The following is a 13,820-nucleotide window of genomic DNA, read 5'->3' on the forward strand; positions in this document are numbered from 1 at the left end:
GCGCTTTGACAACGCTCAAGCGCTTTTTTGAAGTTCAGGCAGCCTTGGCCACCGCATCGAAAGCCATCAGCTTTTCCAGAAGCCGAGGCATGTCTTTCAGATGCACCATGTTCGGACCATCCGACGGGGCGTTGTCCGGATCTTCATGGGTTTCGATGAATACACCGGCAATACCCACTGCGACGGCCGCACGCGCCAGCGTTTCAACGAATTCGCGCTGGCCACCGCTGGAGCCACCCTGCCCGCCCGGCTGCTGCACCGAGTGCGTGGCGTCAAAGATCACCGGCGATCCGAGCGAAGCCATGATCGGCAACGAACGCATGTCGGAGACGAGCGTGTTGTAACCGAAGGAGGCGCCGCGTTCGCACAGCATCACGTTAGGATTACCGCTCTCGGTAAATTTCGCCTGGACGTTCTTCATGTCCCAGGGGGCCAGGAACTGGCCTTTCTTGACGTTGATCGCCCGGCCGGTCTTGGCGGCTGCGACCAGAAGATCGGTCTGACGCGACAGAAAGGCCGGGATCTGCAGGATGTCGACGGTTGGCGCAACAAGCCCGCACTGCTCTTCCGTATGGATGTCGCTCAGGACCGGGAAGCCGAATTCCTTCTTCAGGTCGGCAAAAATCTCCATCGCATTTTCAAGTCCGATGCCGCGCTTGCCGGAGATCGACGTACGGTTGGCCTTGTCAAAGGAGGACTTGTAGACCAGCCCGATGCCGAGCTTGCCGCAGAGCTCGCTCATCGTGCCGGCGATCATGAAGGCATGATCACGGCTTTCCATCTGGCAAGGCCCCGCGATCAGCGAAAGCCGGCCTGCATTGGAGAATACGACCTTTTTGTCGCCTTCGCCGACCGAAACTTCTGAATTGGGGGAGACTGCCATTCTACTATTCCTCGAAGCCGAACAAAACGCCTTGGCCGGGCGACGGCGACACGAGAACGCGACCATCCCGGCGAATGAATGCGACGTCATTAGCAGCAAGGATGATCTCTGTCACGGCCAGATCAAGACTGCGAAAGATCACGGCCTCCCCTACCAACCCGGCTGCCACCCCTTCGATAGGAAGACCGAAGTCATGCGCAATTTGCTCGCGCCTGAGAACGCGCACGGCTCCCGTTTCAGCCTGGAACACCAGTCCACCTTCAACTTCGATACCCGGCGCTCGCAGCACATTGTCAAAAAAGGCAACCGAAGCATGCGGATCATCACTTGCCAAAATGACTTCCTTCAAACCGGCAACCGAATTGGCATGGATACGCAATTCAGCCATATCCTGAGGGAAAGATACCAGCCGCTGGCAGGAGAAAGTAAAGAAATCAGCCGCACCATCCATCGCGGCAAAAGCAAGCTGGAAACGAGCTTCGACCTCGTCACCGTCCGGAGACTTTACAGCTCTGCCGAATTCGAGGGGCTCACCGCCGGAAATTCCGGCCGCGACATAATGCCGATGATCGTTCGACGCGTCTTCACTGGAGACCACGATGGCCGACAAGCCTTCACGTCCGCGGCGACCGCGATAAGCCAGATCGCGCTCGACAAAGACATTGCCTTTCTTGGCATGAGCCCCCGCCTTGCGCCTGTCCGCAACAGCCAGTGGCTCCAGATAGGTACCGTCTTCAAAAAAAACACAGGCATTGGCCGTACCGAAGGGATGCACGCCGTCAGGCGCGACAGTGAAACCCAAAGACGACAGCCGCTCGCGTGCCTTGCCGAGATTTCCAACAGGCAAAACGAGATGATCGATATTCCTAGCAGTCACACATGTCCCCCAGACTTCTGATCCGCTAGGCGTAGATTGGGCAGACCGCCGGGGAGCGCAAGTAGATTCCGACTGAGAACGTCATTCGGCATCCAAGAAACTGATTATATTGTCACGAAAATTTAAGGACTTGCGGAACACATATGGAACATATAGTGTTCGTTCTGCATTTGTTTCAAATCTGAAGGTGCGCCTCACATGCTGACTCGCAAGCAACAGGAACTGCTTTTGTTCATTCACGAACGGATGAAGGAGTCGGGCGTACCTCCGTCTTTCGATGAAATGAAGGACGCTCTCGACCTTGCGTCGAAGTCGGGCATCCATCGGCTCATCACGGCACTTGAAGAGCGCGGTTTCATTCGCCGTCTCCCCAACAGAGCGCGCGCACTCGAGGTCATCAAGCTTCCCGAAGCCTATGTTCCCACGCTGCAGCCGAAACGCGGTTTTTCACCGAGCGTGATCGAGGGAAGCCTTGGCAAGAAGCCGGCGACGCCTGCTGCCCCGCCTGTCTCCGCCAATGACAGCGCGTCTGCAAGCGTGCCGGTCATGGGCCGCATCGCCGCCGGCGTACCGATCTCGGCAATTCAGAATAATACCCACGACATTTCCGTCCCCGTAGAGATGTTGGGATCCGGCGAGCATTATGCGCTTGAAGTCAAGGGCGACTCGATGATCGAGGCCGGAATTCTGGATGGCGACACCGTCATCATTCGCAACGGCAACACCGCCAATCCGGGCGATATCGTCGTTGCACTCGTGGATGATGAAGAGGCCACACTCAAGCGCTTCCGCCGCAAGGGTGGCTCGATTGCGCTGGAAGCGGCAAACCCGGCTTACGAGACACGAATTTTTCCACCGGATCGGGTCAAGGTCCAGGGCAGGCTCGTCGGCCTCATTCGCCGTTATCACTGACACCGGAATTGTTGCCAACATCAGTTGGCGCTTCTGATCGATAATCCGTTCCTGCTTGATCTGAGACAGCAAACTGCGCCTCAAGACGGCCACTCGATTTTGGTTTGGAAATCCATTCCGGCAGATACGGGTCATAGAGATTGCGTCGCCAGTCGTATTGGCGATGAATGGTCCATGGGCGAACCGTGCCAGCCATTGCTGTCGTGACACTCCATTTTCCGGCTGCCGCCGCCCCGGAAAGATCGATTTCAATTGACCCTGTCTTGCGCAGGCTGGCGCCGCTCAGCATCGGGGTACCAGACCGACAGGAATGGAAACGCGCACGCGGCGCGATAACAAGGCCGGCAACGTCGCAAGCCGCTCCGGCATAACGGCCATCATCAACAACAACGACCAAAACACCTTCCGGTGACATGAATGCGCACCAGGCCTTGAGCTGACATGAGAATCTGACACTCCCTGCCTCCTTCATCAGTCGCTGCGCTTCGATCAGAACGTGTTCCGGAAGTCTTTCACTGGAAGAACCCGGCATATTTTTTAGAATTTCACTTTCCAACATCTCCGGCATAGCCAGCACTGGAAGCTGTCGCGCATACATCCACTGCCCATAGACGAACTCGGAGGGACGTTTCCTGTTGGCGGCAGCACGTTCTGCATCTCGATAAGCAACGAGGTTCCCATCTTCAGCGATGAGAAGACTTGATTGGGCGTGTTGCACCCCCACCCAGAACAGGGCCGCAGCGGTAAACAGGAAAGGTAAGCCCGAATAGCGAAGCCGTGTCCTGAGGAGCGTCAGTAGCAGAAAACCGCAGACCCCAAGCGGCAAAAACCAGGGGTGCTGTTCTCCGACGACAATGTCCCCGCCCCATCCCGCTACATGCTTCGCGATCAAGATGACCCATTCGAGGCTCCAGGCCATGATCCCGATGAAGGGAGCATCGAGGCCGAAGGGCATCAACAACATCGCAGCAAGCCCGGCCGGCATCACCAGGAAGCTGATGATCGGCATGGCAGCCAGGTTCGCGGCAAGCCCATAGGTGGCGACGCGATGGAAATGCTCGACGGAAAACATCGTCGTCGCAAGACTACCAATCAGCGATGTCGCGATAATGCCGGCGATAAAGCGCCAGCCAACGGCAGCCAATGTCACCAGAGGATGACGGATGGGAAATCGCTCCCGCTCTTCCGTTTCAGGGCGTCGCGACCAGGCCGCATAACCGGCCACGAGCGCAACCGTGGCAGCAAACGACATCTGGAAACTTGGCCCCAGAATTTCCGAAGGCGTCCAGATGAGGATGATCAGCGCAGACAAGGCTACATTTCGCAAACTTATCGAGGGCCGGTCCAAAAGCACGGCAACAAGTATCACCGCCATCATGATATAGGCGCGCTGGGCGGATACACCGAAGCCCGATACCAGATAATAGGCCGTAACCATTGCAAGCGCCCCGCCGGCGGCAATCTTCTTGATTGGCAGGGCCTGTGCGAGGCCAGGGAAAAGAGCAAAGACGCTACGCAATCCCACGAAGAAAATCCCGGCGGCAAGCGCCATATTCAATCCGGAAATGGCAACGATGTGAGCGAGGCCGGAGACCCGTAGCGCCTCGACTGTATCTTCGGAAATTGCCCGTCTCTCATCGGTGACAATGGCGGCGGCGAAGGCACCGGCATCACCCGGCGCAATCTCGCGAATACGATTGCCGATCTGCCTGCGCAGATCGAAGAGCCAGCGTAAGGCGAGCTGTGGCCAGCCGGTCGCCACATCCGACCCTCCAGCCTGCTGCGGAGCGCTATAGAAATACCCCACCGCACCAATGCCATCGAAATATGCCGAGAAGGCAAAGTCGTGCAGACCGGGCAAGGCCGGCCCGGAAGGCGGTGACAGCCTTGCGCGTCCGGAAATAGCTGCCCCGTTGTCAAACGGCTGATGCTGCGCCCTTGCCAGCAGCGAAACCCGGACAGGCGGGCGCCGAAGAATGGGGTTTGCTGTCTGTCGCACAGCCACGATATAACGCAGTCGCCCGGGACCGGCAGCCTCACTACGCTCGACAACGCCCATGACATCCGTTGTTACCGGTGAATCGAGAATGACCGTCGATTGCCGCCACGCTTCGATCTCGGCCAGCGCCATGCCACAAAAGCCCAGACACGCAAATGTGAAAAAGACACGCGCGCAACCATCTCTTGTTATCAACGCCAGAGCCGCCAGCACGGCAAGAGCAAGGAACGGCACCCATGCCAACGGCTCCACCGGGCTGAGGAACCACACTGCCGAACCGATGCCAATTGCAACAGGCATGAACAGAAAGCCGTGACCATGGAGGCGCTCCTCGCGGAGCGAAATTGAAAGAAATGCTCGCGCCTCCGCGAATGGCGCACCAATTCGCCTTCCGTAAGAAACCGGCGCTATCGCTGCAGTATATCGATGGGCTGCAGTTCTGATGGCCAAATCATCAGGCGCCGGTTGAAAATGCGATATCGGCTCGGCAGCAGCATTAGAGCGCCGGCTCAACGTTTTGGTATCTATCTTCTCGAAACCTTCAGCCCGCATTGAACCAGCCTGCCCCGATCATAAAATACAACCTGAGCGTTCTTTTTGAGTGCGTCAACCTGACGCATATGGGCTTGCCACCAGAACCGATTTTCTGATTGCAACAAGGGGTTGGCCACAGGGTCAAATGTCGATGCCCAATATCGTATCGCGCTGCACAATTTGCCGTCAGAACAGCTTGGCATCTGCTAAAGGATCATATAGCTAAACGTGGAACGCTTAATGCTTATGGCGCTTTTGAGGCGTCATGCCGCCAACCGGTTGGAGGATCAGAATGACGGAAACAAGCGCAACTCTCGCTCTCGGTGACAAGAAGGTCGACCTGTCGGTCAAGTCCGGTACGATCGGTCCTGACGTTATCGATATCGGCGCGCTCTATAAACATACCGGGGCCTTCACCTACGACCCCGGGTTTACCTCGACCGCTTCGTGTGAATCGAAAATCACCTATATCGACGGCGACGAAGGCGTGCTTCTTCATCGCGGCTATCCGATCGAGCAGCTTGCCGAACAGGGTGACTTCCTCGAAACCTGCTATTTGCTTCTTTACGGGGAACTGCCGACCGCAGCTCAGAAGAAGGACTTCGATCATCGCGTGACGCACCACACCATGGTGCACGAGCAGATGAGCCGCTTCTTCACCGGTTTCCGCCGCGATGCGCATCCGATGGCCGTCATGTGTGGCTGCGTCGGCGCTCTGTCGGCCTTCTATCATGACTCGACCGATATCACCGATCCGCACCAGCGCATGGTCGCTTCGCTGCGCATGATCGCCAAGATGCCGACGATAGCGGCCATGGCCTACAAGTACCATATCGGCCAGCCGTTCGTATATCCGCAGAACCACCTCGACTATTCGTCGAACTTCCTGCGCATGTGCTTTGCCGTTCCTTGCGAAGAGTACAAGGTGAATCCGGTTCTGGCCCGTGCCATGGACCGCATCTTCATTCTGCATGCCGACCATGAGCAGAACGCTTCCACATCGACGGTTCGCCTTGCCGGTTCTTCCGGTGCAAATCCGTTTGCCTGTATCGCCGCCGGCATTGCCTGCCTGTGGGGTCCAGCGCACGGTGGTGCCAACGAAGCAGCGCTCAACATGCTTCAGGAAATCGGTTCGGTCGACAAGATCCCGGAATACATCGCACGCGCCAAGGATAAGAACGATCCGTTCCGCCTGATGGGCTTCGGTCACCGCGTCTACAAGAACTACGACCCGCGCGCCAAGATCATGCAGAAGACCACGCATGAGGTTCTGGCCGAACTCGGTCACAAGGACGACCCGCTCCTGCAGGTTGCCATGGAACTCGAAAAGATCGCGCTCACGGACGAATACTTCATCGAGAAGAAGCTCTATCCGAACATCGACTTCTATTCGGGTATCACGCTGAAGGCGATGGGCTTCCCCACCACCATGTTCACCGTGCTCTTCGCACTCGCCCGCACCGTCGGCTGGATCGCCCAATGGGCCGAGATGATCGAAGATCCGCAGCAGCGTATCGGCCGCCCGCGCCAGCTCTACACGGGCGAAGCCAAGCGTGACTACCTGCCGATTTCGAAGCGCTAAGCGCCATCTGGATAAAAACAAAAAACCCGGTCGTATGACCGGGTTTTTTATTGGACGAAGAGACCTTCATCGGCAGCTCCACACGAACAGCCGGTGAAGCTAGCTGCGGTTCAATAGATCCAGGACAGCTGTCGCGGCCGCCTCGCCCGGAGGAACCGGCACCTGCAGCCGCTGCCATGCGAGATCAAATCCTTCCAGCATTGCCCGGCGCTGTACGGTATCGTTCGACAGCCGCTCCGACCAACGGCACAGGCTGCCGGGTCGAACCACCTCGTTGATATACTCTGGCACGACGGGATAATCGGCGATGAGGTTGGGCAAGGCTCCTGTCCAGATCTTGATCCGACCCGCGAGCAGCTTGATCAGCCAATCCGTCTTGTAAGCGGAAACGACCGGAACGGTCGCAAGACCAAGTTCAAGGATGACCGTACCGGAGGCTGCCATCGCAGTATCGGCCTCGATGAAGGCACCCCACTTCGCCTCGGCACCCGAAACCACCTCCACGGCAACCGGAAGACTGGCAGCGATTTCCCGCACCAGCGCTTCACTACGCGGAACGGTCGGCAGCAGAAAACGCGTGGCCCCGTTACGCTCCGAAAACTCCTTTGCCGCCTCACCGAAGACAGGCAAAAGGCTTTTGATTTCCGCGGACCGGGAGCCGGGCAAAAGCAGGATCGTTTTTTTCTCGCTGACCGCCTTGGTCGGTCGCGCCGCTCGTTGGCGCCGGACCTCAAGAAGGTCCGGATCATTGGTCAGACGATGACCAACGAAAATCGTCTCCGGTCCGCCAAGCCTTTGCATCGCCTCCGGTTCGAACGGCAGGACTGCAAGCACGCGATCGACATAAGCGAGCATTGCCTTGGCTCGATATTCTTTCCATGCCCACACGCTCGGGCAGACATAGTTGACGATCGGCAGCCGTGGTAGTGCCACCCTCACCTTCTTCGCCACGCGATGTGTAAAGTCCGGGCTGTCGATGATGACGAGCACATCCGGCCTCGCCGCAATTACCGCACTTGCCGTCTGGTTGATGCGCTTGATCAGGTTCGGCAACCTGGACAGAACCTGCGTCAAGCCCATGATCGACAGCTCGGAAAAGTCGAAAAGCGAACGCAGACCCTGCGCCGCCAGCGCATCTCCGCCCACGCCGACGAGTTCCACCGGCCCATCATGAGCAGCCTTGAGCGCCGTGATCAGATCGCCACCCAGAAGATCACCGGATACCTCGCCTGCGATAACGCCAACCTTCAGGACACGGCTCATGAAAGCCCTCCGTTTTCAAGCGTCGGGTCGATCCCGCAAACGAAAATACCCACCGCATCCGCCGCCGAGATCAGTGCCGCTTCCTCAAGCACAAGCGCCCTACCAGCCTCCACGGCGATACCGGCAAGGCCTGCCCGCGCCGCATTTTCGACGGTTGACGGCCCGATCGTCGGAAGATCTGCGCGCATGTCCTGCTGCGGCTTGCAAAGCTTGACCAGCACGCCACGCCGACGCGCCGAAATTCTACCGCCGATGCGCAGTTCCGCAACCCGCTGAAGCATGGCATCGGTGCCTTCGACGCCTTCCATGGCGACAACGCGGCCACCGACGGAAACAGCGCCCTGCCCTATATCCAGATGACCGAGAGCCAGCGCGGCCTCGACCCCTCTGGCAATATCCCGCAAATCATCACCGGTCGGAGACATTTGTCCTAACGGTCCCAGGCGCGCAAGCAGGCCGGGCGCAATTTCGTGGGCGCCGATCACCGTGCAACCCATCCCCTCGATGAGCTTGATCACCATTTGCAGGACCGTGTCATCACCATGTGACATCAGCGTGCGCACGACGGACGGCATGCTGAGTATGGTCTTTAACGTCGGCCGGATATCGCGCCATTCAGGCCGACGGGCAACGCCGCCGGACATGACGACGCGGCCGATCTTCAACTCACGGAAAGACTTTTCAATCGCTGCAAGATTGCCGACGCCGACGGAGATGATTTCGAAACCATCGAAACGGTGATCGGCTTCATCCTTGAGAGCGACGATGAAAGGATTTTCCCCTTCAGCTCTGGCAGCCTGCGCCAGATAGAGCGGCAACAATCCACGGCCTGCGATAATAGCCAGGCGACCATCGGAATGACCTTCTTGCGCCATGCCGGACGTGCCGGGCATGGACCTCATCCCTTCCTGCGGAAGGGAGAGGAAATTGCACGATCACTGTCGGCAGTGATGAAATCGATGATTTCCATCGCTTCCGCGCAATCAACATAGGCATCGCGAACGGCGGCCGCATTCGCCCGAACATTGCCCTCACCTTCGAAGATATCCTTGTAGGCGCGGCGCACACGATGGATCGTCTGCTTATCCATGCCGGCGCGCGTCATTCCGACCACGTTCAGCCCGCCCAGAACACCCGGGTTACCGTTCAGCATGCCATAGGGAATGACATCATAGTTGACCGCCGAAAGACCGCCAATAAAGGCTTGGCGACCGATGCGAGAAAACTGATGAACAGCACAGCCGCCACCCAGAATGGCGCGGTCTGCGACATGAACATGCCCGGCCAGCATCACATTGTTGGACATGATGATGTCGCTGCCAAGCTGGCAGTCATGCGCCACATGGCTGTTGGCAAGGAACAGGCAGTTGTTACCGACAACTGTCTCGCCACCACCGCCAACCGTGCCGGTATTCATTGTTACGCCTTCGCGCATGACGCAGTTGGAGCCGACCGTCAGTGTGGATTCTTCTCCGGCCTCATGCAGGCTCTGAGATACGCCGCCAATAACGGCCATCGAGAAGACGCGGCAACCCCTGCCTATCTTGGTCTTGCCGGTGACCACGACATGCGATGCCAGTTCAACATCGTCCTTGAGAACGACGCGAGGTCCGACATGGCTGAATGGTCCGACAATGACATTCTCACCGATGACCGCGCCATCCTCGACAATCGCCGTCGGATGAATACGGGCGCTGGCTGCAATCGTGCTCATTCGCCTTCCTTACGGACGATCATTGCGCCGATATCCGCCTCTGCCACAAGTGCGCCCTCGACTTTGGCATCACAATGGAACTTCCAGATATTACCGCGCTGCTTCTGCTTCACGACATGGAATTCCACGCGATCACCCGGCACAACCGGCTTGCGGAAGCGGGCATTATCGATCGTCATGAAATAGACGAGATTGCCGCCTTCGCCTTCCTTGCGCGCACAGATCGCACCGGCGGTCTGCGCCATCGCCTCGACCAGAAGGACTCCCGGCATAATCGGACGTTCAGGAAAATGTCCCTGAAATTGCGGCTCGTTCGCCGTCACGTTCTTGATACCGATAGCTGAATTGTCACCATCGATGTCGATGATTTTGTCAACGAGCAGAAAAGGATAGCGATGAGGCAGAAGCTTCATGATTTCCTGAATGTCGGCCGCGCCGAGTTCCGGCTTGGTCTCATCAGTCATTGTTTTTCTCTCCTCTGCGTTTTGCCCTATCATCCACCTGGCTCATCTTTTCGGCCATCTCGCGGAGAAAGTCTTTCATTGGTCGCGCCGGTATTCCACCATACCTGAGGCCGGGCGGAATATCTGCCACGACGCCGCTCATTGCGGCGATCTGAACACCATCTCCGATCGAGATATGACCATTTATGCCAGAAGCACCGCCGATCAAGACGCCGTTGCCGATCTTTGTCGAACCGGCGATTCCAGCCCCTGAAGCAATGCCGCAATGGCGTCCGATATGGACGTTATGGGCGATCTGGACCTGATTGTCGATTTTCGTACCTTCACCAATGACGGTATCGTCCATGGCGCCGCGGTCGATCGTGGTATTCGCACCGATCTCGACATTATCCTGAATGATCACGCGCCCGATCTGCACGATTTTCAGCATGCCGCGCTGTCCGGGGGCAAAGCCGAAACCGTCCTGGCCGATTCGCGCTCCATTATGGATGATGACATTGTTGCCAATCAGAGCCGCCACAACACTCGCGCCAGCAGCAATGCTGCAATTACGGCCGATCTGGACGTCCGCGCCGACAACAGCACCGGCTCCGATACGAGTAGCCGAGCCGATATGCGCATGCGCGCCAACGACCGCCATGGGCTCAACCGTCACACCATCTTCCAGACGCGCAGTCGGATCGACATAGGCAGCCGGTGACACACCCCCACCTTCCGATGTTACAGGGCTTGGCCGCATCGCAAGCGGATGCAAAAAGGCCCCCGCCATTGCGAAAGCTGAGTGCGGCATTTTTGTCTGGAGAACGGCTATGTGACCCGGCACGATGCTGGCCAGACCGGGATCGCACAGGATCGCCGAAGCCATGCAGGTCTCAAGTTCCTTACGGTTCTTGCGCGACAGGATATAACAAACCTGACCTTCCTGAGCGCGCACAACCGGGGCCACCGAACGGATCACGCGATCCCCGGCAGTATCATCCAAAAGCTCTGCCCCAAGATGGACCGCAAGCTCACGAAGGCTCACGCCATGATGGGGCGGAAAGAAATTATTTTGATCCATAAAGCTAAAGCTCCAGAACAGGCTTCCGGCCGCTTTCGCGGCCGGAAACGATCAGAACTGGTTTGCCATGCTGAAACGGAATTCCTGGGTCTCGTCGAAGTCTTCCTTGAGAACCGGGATTGCGTAATCCATCCGGATATTACCGAAAGGCGAAGCCCACATGACGCCGACACCGACGGATGCACGCCAGGACATGCCAGTGCCTTCGATATCGGTTCCAGATGTCTTGACATCGTTACCGTAAAGCGTGCCTGCGTCTGCAAAGGCAGCCAGACGCAGACCGATGTCTTCCGGAACAGCCGGCATCGGCATGGACGCATCGGCCGAAACCGTGAAGTAGGTCGTGCCGCCCAGTGCGTCGCCGTCGTCCTTCGTGCGCGGACCGATACCGTTATTGTCGAAGCCGCGAACCTGACGGCCACCCAGCGTGAATTGGTCGAAGACGTTCAGGTTGTCGCCGGTAGCGAAAACATGACCTGCACCGACTGCGATCGAACCGATGAGATCGGCCTCGGTTGACAGCGTATGGAAGTAACGTGCACGGCCGGAGATCTTATAGAATTCCGAATCGCCGCCCAAGCCAGCGAACTCATGCGTGAAGGTCGCATAGATACCTTCACGAGCCATGGTCTGGCTGTCGAGCGTATTATACGTCAGCGTCTGAGCGACCGAAGACTGTGTATACTTTCCGTGATCAACGAGATCCTGATAAATAGGCGACAGATCGGCATAGTCGCTGCCGTCGCTCTCGTACTTGATCTCCTTGTAGGTATAACGGAAGGTGGTCGCCAAATCTTCGGTGATCGGCGCAGTCACGCGCAGCGTGAAACCCGTTTCCGAATAATCATAATTATCATTCGATGACGTTTCACTGCGGAAGACGTCGAAACCAGCAGCAAGACGATAACCGAGGAAATAAGGCTCGGTGAATGACAGCGTGTAAGTACGCGAGTCATTCAGGCCGCCACCGGCAGCGATACGAACATACTGGCCGCGACCGAGGAAGTTCTTTTCTTCAACCGAAGCTTCAAGGATAAAGCCGTCACCACCAGCCGAATAACCGGCGCCGATACCGAACGAGCCGGTCGACTGGTCTTCGACGTCGACGACGATAACGACGCGGTCTGCAGCACTGCCCTGCGTGGTCGAGATATTGACCGACGTAAAGTAGCCGAGAGCTTCAAGGCGACGCTTTGCGCGCGAGATCATTTCCTGATTGAAGGCATCGCCTTCACTGAAATCGAACTCGCGGCGAATGACGTAGTCACGGGTACGCGTGTTACCGCGGATCTCGATACGCTCGACATAGGCGCGCTCGCCCTGATCGACCATGTAAGAAACGCCGATCGTATTCGTCTGAAGGTTACGGTCGCCGCGCGGGGTTACACGAGCGAAAGGATACCCCTTCGACGCAACCTGCTTGGATATGGCTTCCATAGACTTCTGAATTTCACGAGCATCGTAAACAGCGCCGGACTTGGTCTCGACCAGGCCCTTGAGTTCATCGCCGCTAACGCCTTCGACGCTGGATTCGACGTTGATATCGCCGAACTGGTAGCGAGCACCTTCTTCAACCGTGAAGTTGATCGTGTACTTGTTGGTCGTTGTATCGAGCTGCGCATCGGAGGAAACGATGCGGAAATCCGGATAACCGTGATTGTAGTAGAACTGGCGCAGCGCATCTTCGTCGGCGCGCAGCTTGTCCTGGCTGTAAACGTCCTTGCGGGTAAGGAACGAGAGCGGACCGGATTCCTTGGTAGCGATAACGGCCTTGAGGCGACCGTCGCCGTAAGCCTGATTACCGACGAAATTGATATCGGCGATCTTTGTGCGATCACCTTCGTTGATAACGAAAGCGATATTTACACGACCCTGACCGACATTGACCGTCTGGGTCGTGATTTCGACGTCGCTGCGACCGATCTGCGAATAGGCGGTGCGAATGCGCTCGATATCGGCATTGACCATCGCCTGACTGTAAGGACCAAGCGGCTGCGTCTGCACGACGCCTGCCAGCTTGTCGTCCTTGATCTTGCGATTGCCGTTGAAGACGACCTGGTTGACCAGCTCGTTTTCAGCGACAGTCACCACAAGCGAACTGCCGGAAACGCTGATTTTCACATCCGAAAAATAACCGGTCGCGTAAAGACGCTTGACCGATTCGTCGATATCAGCGCCGGAAAAGGCAACACCGGGCTGAATCGTCAGGTTGGACCGAACAGCTTCCTCGCCGGCGCGCTGGGCGCCACGCACCTGAACGCTGCGGATGACAGCAGCTTCGGCACTCGCAGCACTGGCAAGCACCATGACGCCCGAACCCGACGCAACAACACTAGCAGACAGCGCAAACGCCGACACTGCGTTCAAAAACTTTGAACCAGCCTTCATTTTCAATTCTTACCTTTTCCCGTTGTCCCTCGGCGGGTGGAGCCCGACTCCGGCCACGTGTGTCGTTTTACCTTCTTTTGCCCTACAAGCAAGCTATCGCGTTAATTTCTATTTACTTCCTTTTGAAGCGTGGCTCTCGCGCCA

General features: G+C 57.4%; 11 protein-coding genes. 2 read left to right on the forward strand and 9 right to left on the reverse strand.

Going from position 1 to position 13,820, the window contains the following annotated elements; translation table 11 throughout:
* Positions 1-34 precede the first annotated feature (34 nt).
* Together kdsA and ACI3K0_RS01155 are read right to left on the reverse strand one after the other, a co-directional pair.
* On the reverse strand, positions 35-883 hold the full coding sequence (kdsA, locus tag ACI3K0_RS01150; protein WP_183821535.1) for a 3-deoxy-8-phosphooctulonate synthase: 849 nt from the start codon (positions 881-883) through the stop codon (positions 35-37).
* Positions 884-887: 4 nt separating this feature from the next.
* On the reverse strand, positions 888-1,760 hold the full coding sequence (locus ACI3K0_RS01155) for a VOC family protein (protein ID WP_183821534.1): 873 nt from the start codon (positions 1,758-1,760) through the stop codon (positions 888-890).
* A 198-nt stretch (positions 1,761-1,958) separates the two neighbouring features.
* Here ACI3K0_RS01155 and lexA point away from each other — a divergent pair, with 198 nt between their 5' ends.
* The gene (lexA, locus tag ACI3K0_RS01160; protein ID WP_148148069.1) at positions 1,959-2,672 is read left to right on the forward strand and encodes a transcriptional repressor LexA; all 714 of its coding nucleotides are present in this window, start codon (positions 1,959-1,961) and stop codon (positions 2,670-2,672) included.
* Here the strand turns inward: lexA and ACI3K0_RS01165 are convergent.
* The gene (locus tag ACI3K0_RS01165; protein WP_343226852.1) at positions 2,653-5,223 is read right to left on the reverse strand and encodes a ComEC/Rec2 family competence protein; all 2,571 of its coding nucleotides are present in this window, start codon (positions 5,221-5,223) and stop codon (positions 2,653-2,655) included. The genes lexA and ACI3K0_RS01165 overlap by 20 nt on opposite strands.
* A gap of 274 nt (positions 5,224-5,497) precedes the next feature.
* On the opposite strand from ACI3K0_RS01165, the gene gltA reads away from it, so the two are divergent.
* Positions 5,498-6,787 (forward strand): citrate synthase, encoded by a 1,290-nt coding sequence (gene gltA / locus ACI3K0_RS01170; RefSeq protein ID WP_148148067.1) that lies wholly within the window; start codon positions 5,498-5,500, stop codon positions 6,785-6,787.
* Between the two features lie 99 nt (positions 6,788-6,886).
* Here the strand turns inward: gltA and lpxB are convergent, their stop codons facing one another.
* From lpxB to bamA, 6 genes are read right to left on the reverse strand one after another with little or no spacing between them, the layout of a single operon-like run.
* Positions 6,887-8,050, reverse strand: a complete 1,164-nt coding sequence (gene lpxB / locus ACI3K0_RS01175; RefSeq protein ID WP_404944808.1) for a lipid-A-disaccharide synthase — start codon at positions 8,048-8,050, stop codon at positions 6,887-6,889.
* On the reverse strand, positions 8,047-8,943 hold the full coding sequence (locus ACI3K0_RS01180) for an LpxI family protein (protein WP_404944809.1): 897 nt from the start codon (positions 8,941-8,943) through the stop codon (positions 8,047-8,049). Before ACI3K0_RS01180 ends, lpxB begins: the two co-directional genes overlap by 4 nt.
* A 5-nt stretch (positions 8,944-8,948) precedes the next feature.
* On the reverse strand, positions 8,949-9,764 hold the full coding sequence (gene lpxA, locus ACI3K0_RS01185) for an acyl-ACP--UDP-N-acetylglucosamine O-acyltransferase (protein WP_404944810.1): 816 nt from the start codon (positions 9,762-9,764) through the stop codon (positions 8,949-8,951).
* Entirely contained in the window at positions 9,761-10,228 is a 468-nt protein-coding gene (gene fabZ, locus ACI3K0_RS01190; protein ID WP_148148064.1) for a 3-hydroxyacyl-ACP dehydratase FabZ, read from the reverse strand. Before fabZ ends, lpxA begins: the two co-directional genes overlap by 4 nt.
* On the reverse strand, positions 10,221-11,288 hold the full coding sequence (gene lpxD, locus ACI3K0_RS01195; RefSeq protein ID WP_404944811.1) for a UDP-3-O-(3-hydroxymyristoyl)glucosamine N-acyltransferase: 1,068 nt from the start codon (positions 11,286-11,288) through the stop codon (positions 10,221-10,223). Before lpxD ends, fabZ begins: the two co-directional genes overlap by 8 nt.
* Positions 11,289-11,339: 51 nt before the next feature.
* Positions 11,340-13,676, reverse strand: coding sequence for an outer membrane protein assembly factor BamA (gene bamA / locus ACI3K0_RS01200; RefSeq protein ID WP_148148062.1), 2,337 nt, complete (start codon positions 13,674-13,676; stop codon positions 11,340-11,342).
* Between the last annotated feature and the right edge of the window lie 144 nt (positions 13,677-13,820).

Source organism: Rhizobium sp. ZW T2_16 (assembly GCF_044987325.1).
Lineage (GTDB): Bacteria > Pseudomonadota > Alphaproteobacteria > Rhizobiales > Rhizobiaceae > Neorhizobium > Neorhizobium cellulosilyticum.

Coding starts and splice junctions, on each gene's coding strand:
- ACI3K0_RS01165 (WP_343226852.1), bottom strand. CDS start 5,223: ATGCGGGCTGAAGGTTTCGAGAAGATAGATACCAAAACGTTGAGCCGG.
- gltA (WP_148148067.1), top strand. CDS start 5,498: ATGACGGAAACAAGCGCAACTCTCGCTCTCGGTGACAAGAAGGTCGAC.
- lpxA (WP_404944810.1), bottom strand. CDS start 9,764: ATGAGCACGATTGCAGCCAGCGCCCGTATTCATCCGACGGCGATTGTC.
- bamA (WP_148148062.1), bottom strand. CDS start 13,676: ATGAAGGCTGGTTCAAAGTTTTTGAACGCAGTGTCGGCGTTTGCGCTG.
- lpxD (WP_404944811.1), bottom strand. CDS start 11,288: ATGGATCAAAATAATTTCTTTCCGCCCCATCATGGCGTGAGCCTTCGT.
- lpxB (WP_404944808.1), bottom strand. CDS start 8,050: ATGAGCCGTGTCCTGAAGGTTGGCGTTATCGCAGGCGAGGTATCCGGT.
- ACI3K0_RS01180 (WP_404944809.1), bottom strand. CDS start 8,943: ATGCCCGGCACGTCCGGCATGGCGCAAGAAGGTCATTCCGATGGTCGC.
- lexA (WP_148148069.1), top strand. CDS start 1,959: ATGCTGACTCGCAAGCAACAGGAACTGCTTTTGTTCATTCACGAACGG.
- kdsA (WP_183821535.1), bottom strand. CDS start 883: ATGGCAGTCTCCCCCAATTCAGAAGTTTCGGTCGGCGAAGGCGACAAA.
- fabZ (WP_148148064.1), bottom strand. CDS start 10,228: ATGACTGATGAGACCAAGCCGGAACTCGGCGCGGCCGACATTCAGGAA.